The organism is Dyella lutea, assembly GCF_024158035.1.
Taxonomy (GTDB): domain Bacteria; phylum Pseudomonadota; class Gammaproteobacteria; order Xanthomonadales; family Rhodanobacteraceae; genus Dyella_A; species Dyella_A lutea.
Genome location: NZ_JAMZEK010000001.1, coordinates 211,106 through 230,096 on the forward strand (window position 1 = coordinate 211,106; position 18,991 = coordinate 230,096).

At 67.8% G+C, this 18,991-nt stretch carries 14 protein-coding genes; 8 read left to right on the forward strand and 6 right to left on the reverse strand.

The genetic code is table 11. From position 1 onward, the window contains the following. Nucleotides 1-88 precede the first annotated feature (88 nt). Nucleotides 89-1,453 (reverse strand): glycoside hydrolase family 27 protein, encoded by a 1,365-nt coding sequence (locus NC595_RS01000; protein ID WP_253564268.1) that lies wholly within the window; start codon nucleotides 1,451-1,453, stop codon nucleotides 89-91. Between the two features lie 687 nt (nucleotides 1,454-2,140). Here NC595_RS01000 and NC595_RS01005 point away from each other — a divergent pair. Genes NC595_RS01005 through NC595_RS01040 form a run of 8 tightly spaced genes read left to right on the forward strand, consistent with a single transcriptional unit; the run spans nucleotide 2,141 to nucleotide 9,771 of the window. Next, nucleotides 2,141-2,851, forward strand: coding sequence for a FadR/GntR family transcriptional regulator (locus NC595_RS01005; protein WP_253564269.1), 711 nt, complete (start codon nucleotides 2,141-2,143; stop codon nucleotides 2,849-2,851). A gap of 4 nt (nucleotides 2,852-2,855) precedes the next feature. Then, a complete protein-coding gene (locus NC595_RS01010) occupies nucleotides 2,856-3,800 on the forward strand; it encodes a 2-dehydro-3-deoxygalactonokinase (protein ID WP_253564270.1) in 945 nt (314 codons plus the stop codon). Further along, a complete protein-coding gene (locus NC595_RS01015) occupies nucleotides 3,794-4,438 on the forward strand; it encodes a 2-dehydro-3-deoxy-6-phosphogalactonate aldolase (RefSeq protein ID WP_253564271.1) in 645 nt (214 codons plus the stop codon). Before NC595_RS01010 ends, NC595_RS01015 begins: the two co-directional genes overlap by 7 nt. Beyond that, nucleotides 4,435-5,583 carry a galactonate dehydratase gene (dgoD, locus tag NC595_RS01020; protein ID WP_253564272.1) on the forward strand — a complete coding sequence of 383 codons (1,149 nt, stop codon included), beginning with the start codon at nucleotides 4,435-4,437 and terminating at the stop codon, nucleotides 5,581-5,583. The genes NC595_RS01015 and dgoD overlap by 4 nt, the downstream gene beginning before the upstream one ends. Nucleotides 5,584-5,626: 43 nt before the next feature. Next, nucleotides 5,627-6,391, forward strand: coding sequence for an SDR family NAD(P)-dependent oxidoreductase (locus tag NC595_RS01025; protein WP_253564273.1), 765 nt, complete (start codon nucleotides 5,627-5,629; stop codon nucleotides 6,389-6,391). Next, complete coding sequence (locus tag NC595_RS01030; protein WP_253564274.1) at nucleotides 6,388-7,308, forward strand: SMP-30/gluconolactonase/LRE family protein; 921 nt, start codon at nucleotides 6,388-6,390, stop codon at nucleotides 7,306-7,308. The genes NC595_RS01025 and NC595_RS01030 overlap by 4 nt, the downstream gene beginning before the upstream one ends. 37 nt (nucleotides 7,309-7,345) lie before the next feature. After that, on the forward strand, nucleotides 7,346-8,734 hold the full coding sequence (locus NC595_RS01035) for a sugar porter family MFS transporter (RefSeq protein WP_253564275.1): 1,389 nt from the start codon (nucleotides 7,346-7,348) through the stop codon (nucleotides 8,732-8,734). Further along, the gene (locus NC595_RS01040) at nucleotides 8,734-9,771 is read left to right on the forward strand and encodes a glycoside hydrolase family 43 protein (RefSeq protein ID WP_253564276.1); all 1,038 of its coding nucleotides are present in this window, start codon (nucleotides 8,734-8,736) and stop codon (nucleotides 9,769-9,771) included. Before NC595_RS01035 ends, NC595_RS01040 begins: the two co-directional genes overlap by 1 nt. Nucleotides 9,772-10,022: 251 nt before the next feature. Here the strand turns inward: NC595_RS01040 and NC595_RS01045 are convergent, their stop codons facing one another. The 5 genes from NC595_RS01045 to NC595_RS01065 all read right to left on the reverse strand — a co-directional run bounded on the left by NC595_RS01045 (nucleotide 10,023) and on the right by NC595_RS01065 (nucleotide 18,931). Continuing rightward, nucleotides 10,023-11,585 carry an RICIN domain-containing protein gene (locus tag NC595_RS01045; protein ID WP_253564277.1) on the reverse strand — a complete coding sequence of 521 codons (1,563 nt, stop codon included), beginning with the start codon at nucleotides 11,583-11,585 and terminating at the stop codon, nucleotides 10,023-10,025. A 132-nt stretch (nucleotides 11,586-11,717) separates the two neighbouring features. Next, nucleotides 11,718-13,295 carry an exo-alpha-sialidase gene (locus tag NC595_RS01050; RefSeq protein ID WP_253564278.1) on the reverse strand — a complete coding sequence of 526 codons (1,578 nt, stop codon included), beginning with the start codon at nucleotides 13,293-13,295 and terminating at the stop codon, nucleotides 11,718-11,720. A 191-nt stretch (nucleotides 13,296-13,486) separates the two neighbouring features. Then, nucleotides 13,487-16,273: a TonB-dependent receptor gene (locus NC595_RS01055; protein ID WP_253564279.1), complete on the reverse strand. Its 2,787-nt coding sequence runs from the start codon at nucleotides 16,271-16,273 to the stop codon at nucleotides 13,487-13,489. A 278-nt stretch (nucleotides 16,274-16,551) separates the two neighbouring features. Then, nucleotides 16,552-17,700 carry a cellulase family glycosylhydrolase gene (locus tag NC595_RS01060; RefSeq protein ID WP_253564280.1) on the reverse strand — a complete coding sequence of 383 codons (1,149 nt, stop codon included), beginning with the start codon at nucleotides 17,698-17,700 and terminating at the stop codon, nucleotides 16,552-16,554. An 85-nt stretch (nucleotides 17,701-17,785) separates the two neighbouring features. Next, nucleotides 17,786-18,931 carry an aldose epimerase family protein gene (locus NC595_RS01065; RefSeq protein WP_253564281.1) on the reverse strand — a complete coding sequence of 382 codons (1,146 nt, stop codon included), beginning with the start codon at nucleotides 18,929-18,931 and terminating at the stop codon, nucleotides 17,786-17,788. Nucleotides 18,932-18,991 lie beyond the last annotated feature (60 nt).

Below are 18,991 nucleotides of genomic sequence, written 5' to 3' on the forward strand. Positions count from 1 at the left end.
CAATCCCTAAGCGTGGCAAGATATTGGCTTTGCATAGGGCATTGAAGGCATCTATTTGTAAGATGGTGGGCCACATACCTGACCAGCCCTATTCGACCGAGTAAAGCGCGCACCCGTGCGCCGGCAATCGGATCGACAGGCGGTCGGAGGCCGGCGGGCGATCGCCGCTCCAGAGTTCGCGGGCCGCATGGCTGCCCGGAGTCATGCCCAGCTGACCCCAGGTCGTTTGCAGGCTCAGCGGCTTGTCATCCAGGTTGAACACGGCCAGGTAGCGTTCGCCGGCCTCGCCGGATGCCGTCCACACGCGCACCTGCCCGAAGCCGGCCGGCAGGTGTTCGAGCGGGTGGTTGTCGTGACTGTGCTGATCGATCGCGATGACGTCCTTGTTGGTGATCAACGTACGCGTGGCATCGTCCAGCTTGGTCAGATTGGCGCCGAGGATCAGCGGCGAGCGCGCGATGGCGAGCAGGGTCAGTTGCGTGCGCTCCTCCTCCAGCGTCAGGCGGGAATGACGGGGCTCGCCCCACCCCGGATGCGGCGCGAGCTCGCCGAACGGCAGCATGTCGGCATCGGGCCAGCGGCCATCGCGGGCCTGCCCGGCCCATGGCGGCAGGCGGTCGAAGATGTTGCGCACACCCATGGGGAAGTCATCGTCGGGATGCTCATGCACGAACGTCCAGCCGTCCCACACGTCGTTGGAGATGCGCCACATCTGGCCGTACTGGCGGATCTCCGCGGCGTGCGAGAGCTGGGTCGGGCCGGGCGACAGGCTGAGCACAATGGGGCGCCCGGTCTTCCTGATCGCCGCCGCGATCTGGCGGATCTCGCTGATGCGGTAGGGGTGATCGGCAATGCAGTCGACCTTGAGGAAATCCACGCCCCAATGGGCGTACAGCGCCAGCATCGAATCGTAGTAAGCCTGGCCCGCCGCGTTGTCGCGCACGCCGTAGTCGCCGTCGTCCCATGGGCAGGTGTCGGCCGTATCGGCGGCGTCCTGCGCATGGAAGCGGGAGCCGGCAATCGGCAGGTTCGCATCCACCGCCTGCCGGGGGATGCCGCGCACGATATGGATACCGAATTTCAGGCCCTGCGCATGCACCCAGTCAGCGATGGCCTTGAAGCCCTGGCCATCGGCCGAGGAAGGAAAACGCTTCGCCGAAGGCACCAGCAGACCGTGCGCATCCATGGCGTAGTCGCGGTGGCGCAGACTGTCGCCGAGTGGATCGCTCATGTACCAGCCTTCATCGATCACGGCATAGGTCCAGCCGTAGGCGCGCAGTTTGGCCAGTTCCGAGACGTTGGCCCTGAACCCGGCCTCGTCGATGGTAAAACCGTAGGCGTCCCAGCTGTTCCAGCCCATGGGAGGCGTGGGAGCGACTTCCTGCGCGCCGGCCGCAGCGACAGCAGCGATCAGGATCGGCAACAGCAGTGCACTTTTCAGCCAGCGTGTCATGCGATGGGTTCCCGTTCCTGAAGTGGCGCGTTTGCGGGCGGCGGGCGGCGGGCGGCGGAGCGTCCCGGCACCGACGCCCAATGGAGTCCGGGAGTTCGCCCCGATCCATTAGGCGTCCGTCGAGCCTTGCGGCGAAGGACCATCCGGACACGCGCCGATCAAACTACGCGGAAACGTGCCGGCACCCCAGAGGGGCCTCGTTACGATATTGATCAGCCCGGATTGCGATTATTGGTCCGCCCGCGCCGACGGACGGGAGCGTGCCGCGGGCCATGACAGAATGCAGCTGACGCAAGGGGGATGACGGACTTCTCATGGGTTACGGCTCGGGCTCACCGGCGTCCGCCATCGGTGCCCGAGGGAGCCGCTGTACACGATGGGTTTCCACAATATCGGCAAGCCGGCCGCCATCGAAACGTGTGCACTCGCGACACGTTGCGTCGACCCTCGACGCTTCGGCGGAGGCAAGGCGGCGGTCCTGGCTCTTTTGCGCCGCACAAGCCAGCCGGACGGTCGTGATCCGACGCGACGAAGCTCGATCCGGCGCTACCCATTCGCTTGGATATGAGGTAAAAGTACTACAAATAGACGGTGACCTCTGGCACATCGCGCCGAGCAGGCCACTGTCACTCGTCCAGATACCCGCCGCTACGCCAGGGCTCACGACAACCGACAAGGAGGCAGCCAATGGTGAAGCCGATCGCCACGCGCAATCTGCATGGCCAGGTGATCCATGAGCTGGGCAGGCTGATCGTCAGCGGCGAGATCAAGCCGGGCCAGAGCCTGCCACGCGAGGAGTTGCTGGCCGAGCGCATGAGCATGAGCCGCACGGCACTGCGCGAGGCGATGAAGGTGCTTTCGGCCAAGGGCCTGATCGAGTCGCGGCAGAAGACCGGCACCCGGGTGCGCGAGACGATCCATTGGAACCAGCTCGATGCCGACGTGCTCGCCTGGCGCTGCGAGTCGATGCCCACCGAGGACTTCGTCGAAAAGCTGGTGGAGATGCGCGAGATCATCGAACCGGCCGCCGCCGCCGCCGCCGCGCGCCGACGCACGGCGGAGCAGTTGGTCGCGGTGGAAGCCGCCTACGAGGCGATGGCCGCGGCAAGGAATCTCGATGAATGGACGGCGGCCGACCTCGCCTTCCACGAGGCGGTGCTGCACGCCACCAACAACGAGCTGATGATCTCGCTGTTCTCGGTGATCGAGACCGCGCTCGGCACCTACTTCGCGCTGTCGGCGAGCACCGCCAGCAACTTCAAGTATTCGCTGCCGCACCACCAGAAGGTGTACGAGGCGATCCGCCGGCGCCAGCCCGAAATGGCGCGCCAGGCGATGCAGAAGATGGTGGCCGATTCGCGCAGCAACATCCGCCGCCACCGCAAGGCGAAGGCCTGAGCGCATGGCGGGCCTGATCGGACTCGACTGGGGCACCAGCAGCCTGCGCGCCTACCGGCTCGATGCCGACGGCGCGGTGGCCGAGGTGCGCGCGCGTCCGTGGGGCATCCGCCAGCTGCCGGAGGGCGGCTTCGACGCGGCACTGGCCGAAGTCACCGCCGGATGGCCCGCACTGCCGCGGCTGGCCTGCGGCATGGTCGGCAGCCGCAACGGCTGGCATGAGGTGCCGTATCTGGACCTGCCGGCCGACGCCGAAACGCTGGGTCGGGCGCTGCATGCCTTCGATGCTGGCGACGGTAGTGTGCTGCACCTGGTACCCGGCCTGCGCAACCCGCGCGGTCCGGACGTGATGCGCGGCGAGGAGACCCAGCTGTTCGGCGCGCTGGCCCGCGATCCGTCGCTGGCGGCGCATGCGACGTTCGTGCTGCCGGGCACGCACAGCAAGTGGGCCAGCGTGCGCGACGGGGCTGTCGTCGATTTCAGCACCGCGATGACCGGCGAGCTGTTCGCGCTGCTGCGCCAGCACTCGATCCTCGGCGCCGGCACCGGCGAAGCCGTGCCGGATCCGGAGGCGTTCGCGCGCGGCGTGATCGCCGCCCGCGACAGCGGTGCGGCCGGCGGTATGTCGCGACTGTTTTCCGCCCGTGCGCTGATGCTCGACGGTGCGCTGGCGCCGTCCGCGGTGCCGGACTACCTCTCCGGCCTGCTGCTCGGCGAGGAGCTGCGCGCGCAGCTCGCCAGTGGCCGCTTCCGGATCGATGCGCCGATCCAGTTGATCGGTGATGCCGCGCTCTGTGCGCGCTACCGCGCCGCCGCGGTGCATTTCGATCTGTCTTTCGCCGAGCCCCTGGTCGACATCGTCGCCGGGGGGCTCTGGCAGCTCGCCGTCACCGCCGGACTGGTGGCCGATCCCCTTGTCGTGGCGCCGAAAGAGGCCCGCTCATGCTGACCCCCTGGCTCACCCCGCTGCCGCTGGTGGCGATCCTGCGCGGCCTGCTTCCTGAGGAATCCGTGGCGATCGGCCAGGCGCTGGCCGGCGCCGGTTTCCGCGTGCTCGAGGTGCCGCTGAATTCGCCGCGGCCGTACGAGAGCATCCGCCGGCTGGTCGATGCGCTGGGCGACGGCTACCTGGTGGGCGCCGGTACCGTGATGACGCCGGCCCAGGTCGACGAGGTCGCCGCGGCCGGTGGCCGGCTGATCGTGATGCCGCATGCCGACACCGTGGTGATCCGCGCGGCCAAGGCACGCGGACTGGTCTGCGTGCCTGGCGTGGCGACGCCGACCGAAGCCTTCGCCGCGCTCGCCGCCGGTGCCGACGGACTGAAGCTGTTCCCCGCCGAGCAGGCCTCGCCGAAGGTGCTCAAGGCCTGGCGCGCCGTGCTGCCGCCGGACCTGCCGGTGCTGCCGGTCGGCGGCATCGCTCCCGACACCATGGCGCCGTGGGTCGCCGCCGGTGCACAGGGCTTCGGCATCGGCTCGGCACTGTTCGCCCCGGGCGTCGACGCCACCGAAATCGAACGACGGGCCCGCCGGTTTGCCGACGCGTTGGCCGCCCTTGCCACACCGCCCCAGGAAAGCGCCGCATGAAGATCACCCGACTCACCACGTACCTGGTGCCACCGCGCTGGTGCTTCGTGCGTATCGAGACCGATGCCGGCATCGTCGGCTGGGGTGAACCGGTCGTCGAAGGGCGCGCGCACACCGTGGCGGCGGCCGTGGACGAGCTGTCGGACTACCTGGTCGGGCAGGACCCTCGCCGCGTCGAGGACCTGTGGAACGTGATGTACCGCGGCGGCTTCTATCGCGGCGGCCCGATCCTGATGAGCGCGATCGCCGGCATCGACCAGGCGCTGTGGGACATCAAGGGCAAGGCGCTGGGTGTGCCGGTGCACGAGCTGCTCGGCGGCCGCGTGCGCGATCGCATCCGCGTCTACTCGTGGATCGGCGGCGACCGCCCCGGCGACACCGCCCGCGCAGCCAGGGCGGCGGTGGAACGCGGCTTCACCGCGGTCAAGATGAACGCCACCGAGGAGCTGCACTTCGTCGACACCTACGACAAGGTCACCCGCCTGCTGGAGAACGTGCAGGCGGTGCGCGACGCGGTGGGCCCGGAGGTCGGCTTGGGCCTGGATTTCCATGGCCGCGTGCACAAGCCGATGGCCAAGGTGCTGATGCGCGAGCTGGCGCCGTACAAGCTGATGTTCATCGAGGAACCGGTGCTGTCCGATCACCTCGAGGCCCTGCCGGAACTGGCCTCGCTGTCGCCGGCGCCGATCGCGCTGGGCGAACGGCTGTACTCGCGCTACGACTTCAAGCGCGTGCTGCAGATGGGCGGCGTGGACATCATCCAGCCCGACCCCTCGCATGCCGGCGGTATCACCGAGACACGCAAGATCGCGGCGATGGCCGAAGCCTACGACGTGGCGCTGGCGCTGCATTGCCCGCTGGGCCCGATCGCGCTGGCGGCGAACCTGCAGCTGGACGGCGTGTGCCACAACGCCTTCATCCAGGAGCAGAGCCTGGGCATCCACTACAACGCGGCCAACGACCTGCTCGACTACGTCACCGACCGCGGCGTGTTTGCCTACGAGGACGGCTACGTGACCATTCCCGACGGCCCCGGCCTGGGCATCGAGGTGAACGAGACCTACGTGGCCGAGAGGGCCGAGGTCGGCCACCGCTGGCGCAATCCGCTGTGGCGCCATGCCGACGGCAGCGTCGCCGAATGGTGATGCGCCGCGCCGCCGCGCCCTCCTCCGCCTCCGGAAGCCCCTGATGTCCTCCTTTGCTTCGTATCCCAGCCTGGTCGATCGCAGCGTGCTGATCACCGGCGGCGCCAGCGGCATCGGCGCCGGCTTCGTCGAGCACTTTGCCCGCCAGGGCGCGCGCGTGGCCTTCCTCGATGTCGACGACGCCGGTGCGCGTCAGGTGGTGGACGACCTGGTCGACGCGCCGCACGCACCGGTCTACCTGCACTGCGACCTCACCGACGTGGGCGCGCTGCAGGCTGCAGTCGCCACGGCACGCACGCACATCGGGCCGATCGCGGTGTTGGTCAACAACGCCGCCAACGACGTGCGTCACGCGCTGGCCGACATCGACGTGGCCGGCTTTGAGCGCAATGTGGCCGTGAACCTGCGCCACCAGATCTTCGCCACCCAGGCGGTGCTGCCGGACATGCAGGCGCTGGGCGGCGGCTCGATCATCTGCCTGGGCTCCACCGGCTGGATGAAGAAGAACGGCGGCTACCCGCTGTACGCGATGGCCAAGGCAGCCGTGCGCGGCTTCGTCAACGGCATGGCGCGCGAACTGGGCCAGCAGCACATCCGCATCAACGGGCTGATCCCCGGCTGGGTGATCACCGAAAAGCAGCGCGCGCTGTGGCTGGATGCCGAAGGCGAAGCCGAGATCCGCCGCGTGCAGTGCATGCCGGGCTACCTGATGGCGGACGACCTGGCGCGCATGGCGTTGTTCCTGGCCTCCGACGACAGCCGCATGTGCACCGGCCAGGATTTCATCGTGGACGGCGGCTGGGTATGAGCAAGACGCAGACGCTGCCCGCGATGCAGCCGGCGTTGGACGCGGGCAACACGCTGGGCGAAGGCATCGTCTGGTGCGACCGCTCGCAGTCGCTGTTCTGGACCGACATCCCGCAAGCCACGCTGTACCGCTGGCATCCCGGCAGCGACACCCTGCGGACCTGGGCCATGCCCGAGCGGCTGGCCTCGTTCGCGCTGTGCGAGGACGACGGCTGGCTGCTGCTTGCGCTCGCTTCGCGGCTGGCTTTCTTCCGCCTGGACGATGGCCATCTCGAGCCGCTGCACGCCGTCGAGCCCGGCATGGCCACACGCAGCAACGACGGTGGCTGCGACCGCCAGGGCCGCTTCGTGTTCGGCACGCTGCATGAGCCGGCGACCGGTGCCAAGCAAGCAGTGGGTGGCTTCTGGCGGCTGGATGCGCAGCTGGCGCTGGAGAAGCTGGACCTGCCCGGCGTGGCGATCAGCAACTCCATCGCCTTCAGTCCCGATGGCAGCACCATGTACTTCTGCGACTCGCTGACCCGGCAGATCCACTGCTGCGACTACGGCGACACGTTGGGTCCGCCGCGCCTGTTCGCCAGCATCGACGGTGACACCGGCGAGCCCGACGGCTCCTGCGTGGACGCCGAGGGCAACCTGTGGAACGCGCAGTGGGGACGCGGCCGGGTGGTCTGCTTCGGCCGCGATGGTGCGGTGCGCCGTGTGCTGCCGGTGCCGGCGCGCCAACCTACCCGGGCGGCCTTCGGCGGCGCGCGACTGGAGACGCTTTATGTCACCAGCGCCCGCGAAGGCCTCTCCGATGTTGTGCTCAGCGCCGAGCGCCATGCCGGTGCGCTGTTCCGCGCGGACATTGGCGTGCAGGGACTGCGCGAATCCCGTTTTGCCGGTCGCCCCGGGGCACTTGCAGCCTCCGGTTGAATCTCAACGTGTCATCCCTTCCCGCAGGAAGCCCGCCATGAATTCCGTTGCTCAACCTGCCGTCGGCCATTCCAAGGCCACCGCCATCTTCGTCTGTATCCTTGCCGCCCTCGCCGGCCTGATGTTCGGCCTGGACATCGGCGTGATCTCCGGCGCCCAGCAGTTCATCCAAAAGGAGTTCGCCGTCAGCGATTCCACCATCGGCCTGATCGTCAGCTTCATGATGATCGGCGCCGCGGTTGGCGCGCTGGTCGCCGGCTGGCTGTCCGGCCACCTCGGCCGCAAGCGCTCGCTGATCCTCGGCGCGGTGCTGTTCGTCGCCGGCTCGATCCTCTGTGGCATGGCCTGGAATCCCGAGGTGCTGATCGTCGGCCGCTTCATCCTTGGCGTGGCGATCGGCCTGGCCAGCTTCACCGCGCCGCTGTACCTGGCGGAGATCGCGCCGGAGCAGATCCGTGGCGCGATGATCTCGCTGTATCAGCTGATGATCACCATCGGCATCCTGGTCGCCTTCCTCTCCGATACCGCCTTCAGCTACTCGGGCAACTGGCGCTGGATGCTCGGCATCATCGCGATCCCCGGCGCGCTGTTCCTGCTCGGCGTGTTCTTCCTGCCGTACAGCCCGCGCTGGCTGATGATGCGCGGCCGCCGTGCCGAGGCCGAGCAGGTGCTGCTGAAGCTGCGCGGCAACCCGGTGGAGATCGACAAGGAGCTGAGCGACATCGAAGAGCAGCTCAAGGTGCCGCAGCGTGGCGTGCACATGTTCTTCCAGAACGCCAACTTCCGCCGCTCGGTGGGCCTGGGCGTGCTGCTGCAGGTGATGCAGCAGCTCACCGGCATGAACGTGGTGATGTACTACGCGCCGCGCATCTTCGAGGGCATGGGCTACAACACCGAGTCGCAGCTGTGGTTCACCGCCATCGTCGGCCTGGTCAACGTGCTGGCCACTTTCATCGCCATCGCCTTCGTCGACCGGCTCGGCCGCAAGCCGATCCTCTACGCCGGCTTCGTGGTGATGACCCTCGGCCTGGGTGTGGTCGGCACGATGATGCACCTGGGCATCCACACCCACGCGCAGCAGTTCTTCACCGTCGCCATGCTGCTGATCTTCATCGTCGGCTTCGCGATGTCGGCCGGCCCGCTGATCTGGACGCTGTGCTCGGAGATCCAGCCGCTGAAGGGCCGCGATTTCGGCATCGGCTGCTCCACCCTCACCAACTGGGTGGCGAACGCCATCGTCGGCTGGTCGTTCCTGCCGCTGCTCAACGGCATCGGCGAGGCGCGCACGTTCTGGCTGTATGCCGCCTTCAACGCAGTGTTCATCGTGTTCACCTTCTGGCTGGTGCCGGAGACCAAGGGCGCCACGCTGGAAGAAATCGAGCGCAACCTGATGGCCGGCAAGCGCCTGCGCGAGATCGGCCGCTGATGGCGCGGGTGACGGCGACGCGACGCCTGCTGGCGACCCTGGTCGCCGTCACCCTGCCGCTGCTCATCCCGATGGCGTGGTCGGCGACGACCGCGCCGATCGCCGAGACCTACACCAACCCGCTGCTCCCGTCCGGGCCCGACCCGTGGGTGGTGCAGCGCGATGGCGTGTACTACTACATGAACACCGAGGGCGACCGGATCGCCCTGCGCAAGACGCGCGACCTGGCCCGGCTGGCCGAGGCCCCGGCGATCACCGTGTGGACCCCGCCGCACGATGGCCCCGGCTCGTTCGCGCTGTGGGCACCGGAGCTGCACTGGCTGGCCGGCAAGTGGTACCTCTACTACACGGCATCGGTGCGCGGCCACGATGACGACGCACACCGCCGCATCTACGTACTGGAAAACGGTGCGACCGACCCGACCACCGGTACCTGGGTGTCGAAGGGCGCACTGGCCACCGAGCGTCCCGGCATCGATGGCACGGTGTTCGCGCTCGGCGGCAAGCGGTATTTCGTCTACTCGCCCTACGTTGGCGACCACAGCGACCTGGTGATCTCGCGCATGGCCAACCCGTGGACGCTGACCGGCCCGCAGGTCGACATCGCCCATCCGACCCATGCGTGGGAGATGCAGGGCGGCCGCAAGATCCTCGAGGGACCGGAGTTCCTCGAGGGGCCGACCGGCAAGCTGTTCCTCACCTACTCGGGCAGCGCCTGCTGGTCGGACGACTACGCGCTGGGCCTGCTCAGTGCCGCAGCCGGCGCCGACCCGATGGACCCGAAGGCCTGGCACAAGTCGCCCCGGCCGGTGTTCGCCAAGTCGGTGAAGCACGGCGTCTACGCCACCGGCCACAACGGTTTCTTCCAGGCACCGGACGGCCAGGACTGGATCATCTACCACGCCAACAGCGGCCCGGGCATGAAGTGCACGGCGAAGCGCGCGCCGCACATCCAGCCGTTCCGCTGGCGCACGGACGGCACGCCCGATTTCGGCGTGCCGGCGCGCGAGGGCGTGCCGCTGCCGGCGCCGCACTGAATCGTCGGGGATGAGAAAAGCCGCGGCAAAGATACGACGGGGTTTCCTTGTTCGTCACTCCCGCGAAAGCTGGAACCCCGTGTCACTGGGAGATCGCCGGAAGGCGCTGGATCCCGGCGTTCGCCGAGATGACGTCGGGGAGCGGCGGCAGCTCCCTGTCGTCATTCCCGCGAAAGCGGGAATCCAGTGCCTTTGGAGCTATCGCCTGAAGACATTGGATCCCAGCGTTCGCCGGGATGAGGAGCGAGCGCTCACTGCACCTGCCACTGCTGCGGGGCGAGCCCGTTGTCGGTCCAGATCTGCAGCTGGGTGCCGTGGGTGGTGGAGCCGGCCGGGTCATCCAGGATCAGCGCGCCCGAGGCCTGGTTGAGCAGCTTGTAGCTGCCATTGCCCAGGTCGACGAACTGCCAGTTCTGGTTGGCGTTGTTGGCACAGCCCCAAAGCGTGACCAGGTTGCCCGGCGTGGTGCTGCCGCCGGTGTTGTCCACGCACAGGCCGGTCTGCTGGTTCTGGATCGAGAACCAGCCGCTGCCCTTGGCGTGCACGGTCCAGTTCTGCACGGACAGGCCGGTGCAGTCCCACAGCTCGGCGCTGGTGTTGTTGGCGGTGGACCAGCCGGTGTTGTCCAGGCACAGCGACGGCGCCTGCACGCTGCGGAACACGTGCGTGGAGCCGTCAGCCGGCAGCCGGTTCCAGGCCTCGCTGGCGAAGTAGGTGATGCAGCCGCCGTTGAGGTAGTCCGAGGCCAGCTCGAGGATGTTCGAGCCGTCTTCCGCCGGCAGCAGGGCGGAGGAGTAGTTCGGGCAGTAGTTGTCGTAAGCGGTGGGCACCTGCACAGGGGCGGCGATGGTGTACCAGTTGCCCGTGCCGTCGGTGTTGGTGTTGACGAACAGCACCTTGCCGTTGGATGGCGAGACGTTGCCGTTGGACTCGACCATCACCTGGCCGACCAGCAGGATCGCGCCGTTGCTGGACAGCACCGACGGGCTCCAGCGGTTCAGCGGGGCGTGCTCCAGGTACTGGCCGGTGGCGGTCTGCACCTTGCTGCCCATGTTGGTCGGATCACCGAAGTTCCAGCCGTCCACCGAGACCCGCGAGAACACCGTGCAGGCGGCCGGCCCGCACAGCTCGTAGCTCATGAAGAAGTGGCCATCGGGCAGGTGGCTGACGGTGATCATGCCGGGCCGGTCGCCCGGGACCGTGCTGCGCACGGTGTCGGTCTTGTCCTGCCAGGAGCTGCCGTTGTAGCTGCGGATCTGCGCCAGCTTCTGGCTGCAGCAGGCATCGGTCTCATCGGACCAGAACATCACCAGCGCGCCATCGTTGGCCACCTCGAACTCGGGTTCCCACAGGCCATGGCTGCTGTCGCCGCCGATCACCGGCGTGGAGTGGTAGCTCCAGCTGTGCCCCTGGTCGGTGCTGGTGTAGACCTCGATCGCCGGCGTGCCGCCGGAAAAATACGACGCGGCCGAGATCAGCGTGCCCGCGGCGAGCGAACCCACTTGCTGCGGCAACTCGTACAACGTGGCGCAGCAGCGCTCGGAGCTGCCGTTCACCGTCGGCACCGGGCCGAGCAGACTCCAGCTCGCACCGTTGTCGGTGCTCTGGAAGATGATGCCGTTGGTGCTGGCGATCAGCCGCCCGCGCACCGACACCGGCCCGTGCTCGAGCCGGACGACGCGGGGATATAGGGTGCTGCCCTGGAGCACGGTGCCGCTGGCGGCACGGGCCGGGTGCTGGACGAACAGACAGACAAGGAACAGCGCGGCGACAACGGCGAGGCGCCGCCAGCCGGGTGTAGTCGAAGCGATCATGGTGCATCTCCCTGATGCCGCGCGCAGCGGCGTCCATGTCGCCGGCCCGATGCCGACGACGCGATGACTCCCCGTGTCGATCCGGCGGGTGGCTCCACCCGCCGGCCTGATCCGCGTGTTGTTGTGGTGAGGTCAGTGGCCCGTGACGGGCACGAGTTGCAGGTAATCCACGTCCATCGCATGAGCGCCCCCACGCACGGTGACGAGGTGGTCGCCCGGCGCCAGCGCGACCGTGCCGCGGGCGATCTGCCAACCGTCGCGATCGGGCGATTCGGTGAGCGCAACCGGCTGGCCGTCGACACTGACCACCGGTGCGGTGGCGAAGCCGAGGTCCTGCCAGCGCACGCTGAGTTCGCGCGGGCCGGTGCGCAGCAGGTGCAGCGGGAAGTCCAGCGCGCCGTCCGGGGACGAGGCCACACGGGCCTTGCCACCCAGCGAGGCGGTGGGATCGTCGATCCGCACCGCCGCGTGACGCGCCGCGTCTTCCGCTTCGTAACGGTCGAAGTCGATCTTTCGGCTGGCGTAGAGCATCACGTTGCGCGCGGCGTCTTCCGGCGCCTGCGCGTCGGAGGAGGAGGACACCTGCAGCAACGCGCCGTCCCTACGCACCATCAGCGCCTGGGTCCAGCCGGCATGGATGTTGCCGGTGCGCTTCTGCACCGGTGCCGGCAGACGCCACCATGGCCCGTGGCCGTCATTGGCGTTCCACCACAGGCTGCGTCCACCGGGATCGGCGCCGCCGCCGGCACGCTCGGCCAGCACCACCAGCACGCCGTGCTTCGGGTCTTCCCCCAGCGGCAGCCACTGCACGGTGGGGCAGGCCGCCGGCCAGCCGCCGGCCGCGGTCATCACCGGCGTGCCGTGGTCGTGCGGGTCGCCGAAGTCCAGACCGTCGGCGCTGGTCTTGAAGAACACCTGGCCGTTGTCCGGGCCGTCGATGTTCTCGTAGGTCATCACGTAGCGGCCGTCCGGCAGGCGCGCGACCACCGCCATGCCCGGCCGCTGCACGCCGCCGCCGATGGCCACGTCGACGTGTTCCGGGCCCCAGCTCGCGCCGCCATCGGTGGAGACCTTGTGCGCCAGCAGCTGGTTATAGCCCTCGGCCTTGTGCTGCTCGGACGAGTAGTAGGCGACCATGCGGCCGTCGTCGAGGATGTGCACGTTCGGCTCCCACACGCCTTGGTTGTCCTTGTCCGACGGGTTGCCGCCGCCGCGGACGATCGAGCCGCGGTAATGCCAGTGCCGGCCCTGGTCGCTGGAGGCGTAGAGCTGCAGGTCCTCGGCAACCAGCCGGCCCTGCGTGTTGTCGCCCGTCGCGTTGGCGGCCAGCAGCAGGGTGCCTCCTTTCAGCGGACCGCTGTCGCGCCAGGCTTCGGTGAGATTCGGTTGCCAGCGCAATTGCCAGTGCAGCGCGTCGTGGTGCGCGGCCTGGTCGACCACATTCTGCTGGAAATGCCAGTGCGCGCCGTCGTCGTCGCTGCGCCACAGGGGGACGCCCGCGAGGCCGTGCTGCTCGAACACCAGCAGCACGCGGCCATCAGCACTGGAGTCGGCCTGGTGCGACAGGCGCACCAGCGAGGGGTAGCCGGTGCCGTCGGCAAGCCGGGTGCCGACCACGGCGTCCGGGTCGCGATGTGCGGCGACGGCGGTACCGGTGCTGGCCAGAGCCAGCACCATGGCGAGCGTCAGTGTTTGAATCGATCGATGCACGAGGAAGCTCCTCGTCCGGCGGCGATCGCCGACGCCGGACCGGTGGCTCACGAACCGGCGCGGCGGCACCACCATGGCATGCGGACGCCGGACCGGATCAGTGAAAAAGAAGGCGCCGACGCGGGTCGCACGTCGACGCCAAGAGCAGCGATGGATCTCCGGGGAGGGAGGCGATCCATCGCCGTCGTCGCTCAAAGCTTGAAGCGCAGGCCCAGGCCGACGGTGCGGTCCTGGTAACGGATGTCACGGGGACGGCTGGTGCCGTCGCCCCAGTACTGGTGCAGGTCCGCGCCGAGCAGGTTGGTCGCGGTGAACACCACCGTGCTGTAGCGGTTGAGGTCGTAGGCCAGCGACAGGTCGACCTGGTTGGCCGGCACGATCTCGTCGTTCACGCCTTCCACGGTCGGCTGGGTGAAGCCGTCGATGAAGCGACTGCGGTAGTCGTAGGCCAGGCGTGCCGACACGCCGTACTTCTCGTACAGCAGCACGATGTTGCCGTTGTTCTTCGACACGTTCTGCAGCGGCGACACCACCGTTGGGCCGCCGATGTACTGCGGCGAGCGGGTGTTGCCCTCGATGTAGGTGTAGTTGACCTGGAGACCCAGGCCGCTGAGCGCGCCGGGCAGGAAGTCGAAGAACTGCTGGTAGGCGAGCTCGGCGCCATCCAGGTGGCCCGAACCGGCGCTCTGCGGCGAGTTCAGCTGGTAGGCGCCGCCGTTGATGGTGACGTCGGTGACGTAGTTCTGGATGTAACCGTTGATGTCGCGATAGAACACGCCGCCGCTGACGTAACCGGCCGGCGCGAAGTACCACTCCAGCGAGGCGTCGTAGTTGGTCGACTTGATCGGCGACAGGTTCGGGTTGCCGCTGGACGCCACGCCGGCGCGGTTGATCGTGCCGGGATTGAGCGACAGCGACGGGTTGAGCTGGCCGAAGCCCGGGTAGCTGACCGTCTTGGCCGCATCCAGGCGCAGCTGCAGTTGGTCGGTGAAGTGCCAGTTGAAGCTGAGGTTGGGCAGGTAGACCGGCGCGCTGGTCGACACCGCCAGCGGACTGTAGAGGTTGGTCGAGGCGTCGTAGGAGAAGGCATTGAGGTTGCGGTGGACCTGCTCCACGCGCATGCCGAGCAGGCCGTCGATCGGCATGCCGAACAGCTCGCTGTCATAGCCGAGCTGCGCGTAGGCGGCATAGGTCTTCTCGTCGATGTGGAAGTAGCGGCCGGGGTTCTCCGGCGCCAGACCGGTCGGCAGACCGTAGAAGCTGCGCAGCGCGTCGGCGTTCTGGGTGAGGTAGTTGAAGCAGCCGGTCAGCCAGGACACCGGGATCGCCGAGGTGGTCGGCATCGAGCAGAAGTAGCCCGAGGGGAAGTTCGCGATCACCTGCGCGTTCGGGTTCGGCGTGGCCGTGATGTTGCCGGTGCCGGCGCCGCCCGGAGGCGGGGTGGAGATCTCCACGCTGCCAACGTACTCGGCCTTGTGGTCAGCCGCGCGCAGGCCGAAGTCGAGGTAGCTGAGGAAGCCGCCGTTGATGTCCCAGGTGCCGTCGGCGGTCCAGGCGTATTCCTTGCCCGATTCGTTGTGCCAGGTCTGGAACAGGCCGTTGAGGTAGTAGTTGGCCGGGTCGAGCTGCGGGTTGCCGGCCAGGGTCCAGTTCTGCTGGTTGCCCGAGGTGCCGCTCCAGGTGGTGGTGATCGGCCCCTTCAGGAAGGTGTCGATGATGAAGGTGTTGTCGTTGAACGAGCTGGAGTTGTACGACAGGTCGGAGGACAGGCGCAGGCGGTCGCCCTGCCACTTCACGCCGACCGCCGTCTGCATGTCGCGGCCGCGCTGCAGGTGCGCCTGGGTGCTGGTGGCCGCGTAGGTGTTGCCGGTCCAGCTACCGCTGGTGGCGTCGCAGATGGTCTGGCCGTAGTACGGCGAACCGGTCAGCTGGTTCGGATAGCAGTGGTTGCCGACGGTCAGGTTGTCCGGCGTCACGGCACCGACCGGGAAGGAGAAATAGAACGGCTGGCTGTACTTGTCGTTCTCCCAGTCATACAGCGCTTCGGCGTAGAACTCGGTGCGGTCGTTCGGCTTCCACTGCAGCGCGTAGTTCAGCTCGGGGCGCTGGCGGTAGCCGATGTTGTAGTCGGCGCCGAAGCCGTTCGGTGCCGCGACAAGGTTGCCCGAGCTGGTCTTGATCGGGGTGCCGCTGCCGTCGGTGAGCACCTTCGGGAAATCGCCCCAAACCGCGTCGTACTGGTAGTGCTGGGCGAGGAAGGAGGCATTGAGCAGGGCGCCGAATTCGCCGTAGTCGGTGTTCCAGCGGTTGCTCATCAGCACGCTGAAGTTGGGATCGGTGCGGCCGCCGTACTTGCTGTGCGTCGCGGTGTAGGTGGCGGCGAGCTTGGCGCCGTCGAAATCGAACGGGCGGAACAGCTGCATGTCGACCAGGCCGGCGATGCCGCCGTCGGGCAGGCTGGCCTCGCTGGACTTGTACACCTTGATCGCCTTGACCGCGGTCGAGGGCAGGTTCTGGAAGGCGAAGCCGCGGCCGACGCCGCTGAAGATCTCGCGGCCGTTGAGCGTGGTGACCACGTTCGGCAGGCCACGGATCACCACCGAGCTGGTCTCGCCCTGGAAGCCCTGCGCGATCTGCACGCCGGTGATGCGTTGGAGCGCATCGGCCACGCTGTTGTCCGGCAGTTTGCCGATGTCCTCGGCGACGATCGAGTCGACCACCATGCGCGAATCGCGCTTGATCGACTGCGCACTTTCCAGCGAGTTGCGCAGCGGCGTCACGACCACGCCGGAGAGGTTGGTGACGGCCTGCTTCTCGTCCTTCTTCTTCTTGGCCGCGGCCTTGTCGGTCGCGGCTGCCGGCTGGCTCGCCGGCGCATCCTGCGGAGTCGCTTCGGCAGCATGGGCCGGATGGAGACAGGCACCGATGGCGCTAGCGAGCAGCGTGACGGTGCACGAGATGAGGATCTGACGCTTCATTGAAGAACTCCCTGGACGTTGGCGCGCGATGACGTGGAAGGCTTGCCACCGCTCCGGGAAATAGCCGCCGGCGTGTGGCTTCGCGTGGTCTCTCTGAACCCTTTGACCCAGTCCGATGCCTGCGATCAATAATCGGACATTTGGCTATTTGTATTACTATAAGACCAACAATGCCGCAGGACGTCCCGCTTGTCATGCTGCGCTGCGGCGTCGTGTTTCCCGCGCAAAAAAAGAGCGCCCCGCAGGGCGCTCAATGGGGGGGTGCCGACGGTTTTCGCTCAGTAGCTGGCAGGCACCATGCCACGCGGCGCCGCGCTGAGCGCATGGATGATCTGGATCTCGCGCGCCCGGTACGGCTTGCCGTCCGGATGCAGCAGGTCGTGGAACCAGATGGTCGGTGGTTCGAAGGTGTACGGCCGCTTCCAGGAGTCCCACGGGAACTTGGTCTGCGACTTGCCGTCGACGAAACCCCAGTTGACCATGCCGATGTCGTCCTTCTTGCCGATCGGCAGGATCGTGTCGATGGTGGAGCCGGCCCCGCGCGCCATGTACTCGGTGCAGATCATCGGCCGCCCCCAGGCCTTGAGCTGCTTCACGCGTGCCTCGAATTCCTCGGGCCAGCCGTAGTTGTGGAAACTGATGATGTCCGACTGCTCCAGCTGGGTCTTCTCGATCGCGTTGAGTCGGGCGCCGGGACTCCAGTCGTCGTCATGCCACACGCCGCTGGTCAGCGGCTGGGTCGGGTGTTCGCTGCGTGCCCACGCGAACACCTGCGGCAGCAGTTCGGCCACGTGCTGGAACTTGTCCTTCGGCTCCTCGGCGTCGTAGTTGCCGCCGCCCGGGTTGTCCGGCTCGTTCCAGACGTCCCAGGCGAGGATGCGGTCGTCCTTGGCGAAGTGGCCGACGATGTCCTTCACATAGGCCTCGAAGCGCGGGTACTGGCTGCGGTCGTCCATCGCCACGCCCGGTGATTGCACCCAGCCGGAGTTGTGCACGCCGGGAATCGGCGGGTGCTGCGGGCCGAGCTTCGGCTCCGGATCCCAGCACGAGTCGAACAAGACGAAAATCGGCTTGATGTGGTGCTTCGCGGCGATCGTCAGGAAGGTGTCGATGCGCTGCTTGAAACCGGCCGCATCCTGCTTCCACAGCAGGTCGTGCAGGAACACGCGCATGGTGGTCATGCCCATCTGCTGCGCCCAGCCCAGCTCGGTGTCGATGCGCGCGGGGTCGAAGGTGGCGGCCTGCCACATCTCCAGCTCGTTGATGGCATTGGCCGGCAGGTAGTTGCTGCCGACCGGCCAGGCCTGTTTCGCATACCAGGCAGCCGCCTGCTGCTTCGACCAGCGGGCGCTGTCGGCGGCATGCGCCGGGGCAAGGGCGAACGTCGCGGCCACGGCGAACGCCAGGCCGATCACGGTGTGTTTCATGGAGCCTCCCGGGAGGGGCCGACGGCAGCTCGAGCGTGGCCGGCCACGTGTGGACGGCCCGTGCGACGACCGCACGGGCGTCGGATCAGTGTGCGGCGCCTTCCACCGAAAAGCGGTAGACGATGCGGTTGTCGTAGGTCTGACCCGGATCGAGCCGGGCGGAACCGAAGGCGGGCTGGTTCGGCGTGTCCGGGAAGATCTGCGGCTCCAGCACGAAGGCGTCGCCCTGCCGGTAGATCCGACCGGACTTGCCGACGCTGGTGCCGTCGAGGAAGTTGCCGGAGTAGAACTGCAGACCCGGCTGCGCGGAGTAGAGGCTCAGCACGCGGCCGCTGTGCGGGTCGGCCACGCGCGCCACCAGCCGTGCCTTGGCGGCCTTGTGGCGGCTGATCACCCAGTTCATGTCGTAGCCGTGACCCTGCAGCAGTTGCGGTTCCTTGCCGTCGCGGATGTCCCGGCCGATCGGCTTGCCCTGGCGGAAGTCGTAGTCGGTGCCGGCCACGGCCCGGAACTCGCCGGTCGGGATCAGCGTGGCATCGACCGGCGTGAAGTGGTCGGCCGGAATCGTCAGCACGTCGTCCAGCACGCTCCCCGAGCCTTCGCCGCCGAGGTTCCAGTAGGTGTGGTTGCTGATGTTGACGATGGTCGGCGCGTCGGTGGTGGCGCGATAGTCAATGGTCAGCTGGTTGTTGTCGTCGAGCGTGTAGGTGGCATCCACCGTGAGCGTGCCGGGATAACCCTGGTCGCCATCGGGGCTGACGTGGCGCAGCGTGACGCTCGGCGCCGGCCCCTTGCTCACCCGGGTGATCGTCCACAGCACCTTGTCGAAGCCCTTGGTGCCGCCATGCAGCGAGTTCGGGCCGTCGTTGATCGGCAACTGGTAGTGCTTGCCGTCCAGCGTGAACTGGCCTTTCGCGATGCGATTGGCGAAGCGGCCGACGGTGGCGCCGAAGTACTGCGGCTGGGTGATGTAGGTGGATGCCGCGGGGTAGCCGAGCACCACGTCGGCCATCTTGCCGTGGCGGTCGGGCAGGGTCAGCGACTGCAGGCTGGCGCCCAGGGTGATCACCCGGGCGGTGACGCCGTGATCGTTGCGCAGTGTCACAGCCTCGACCGCGCCGCCGTCCGGCAGCTTGCCGAACGCGGCGCGGGTGGCGTCGCCTGCCGCGGCGACGGTCGGCAGCGCCAGCGCGGCCAGCCAGAGAGCCGTTGCACGAAGGGTAAGTGTCATGTCGAACCTGCTTGCGGGTCGGCGCGCTCGGCGCGGGGCGGCAGGAACGAAATCATATAA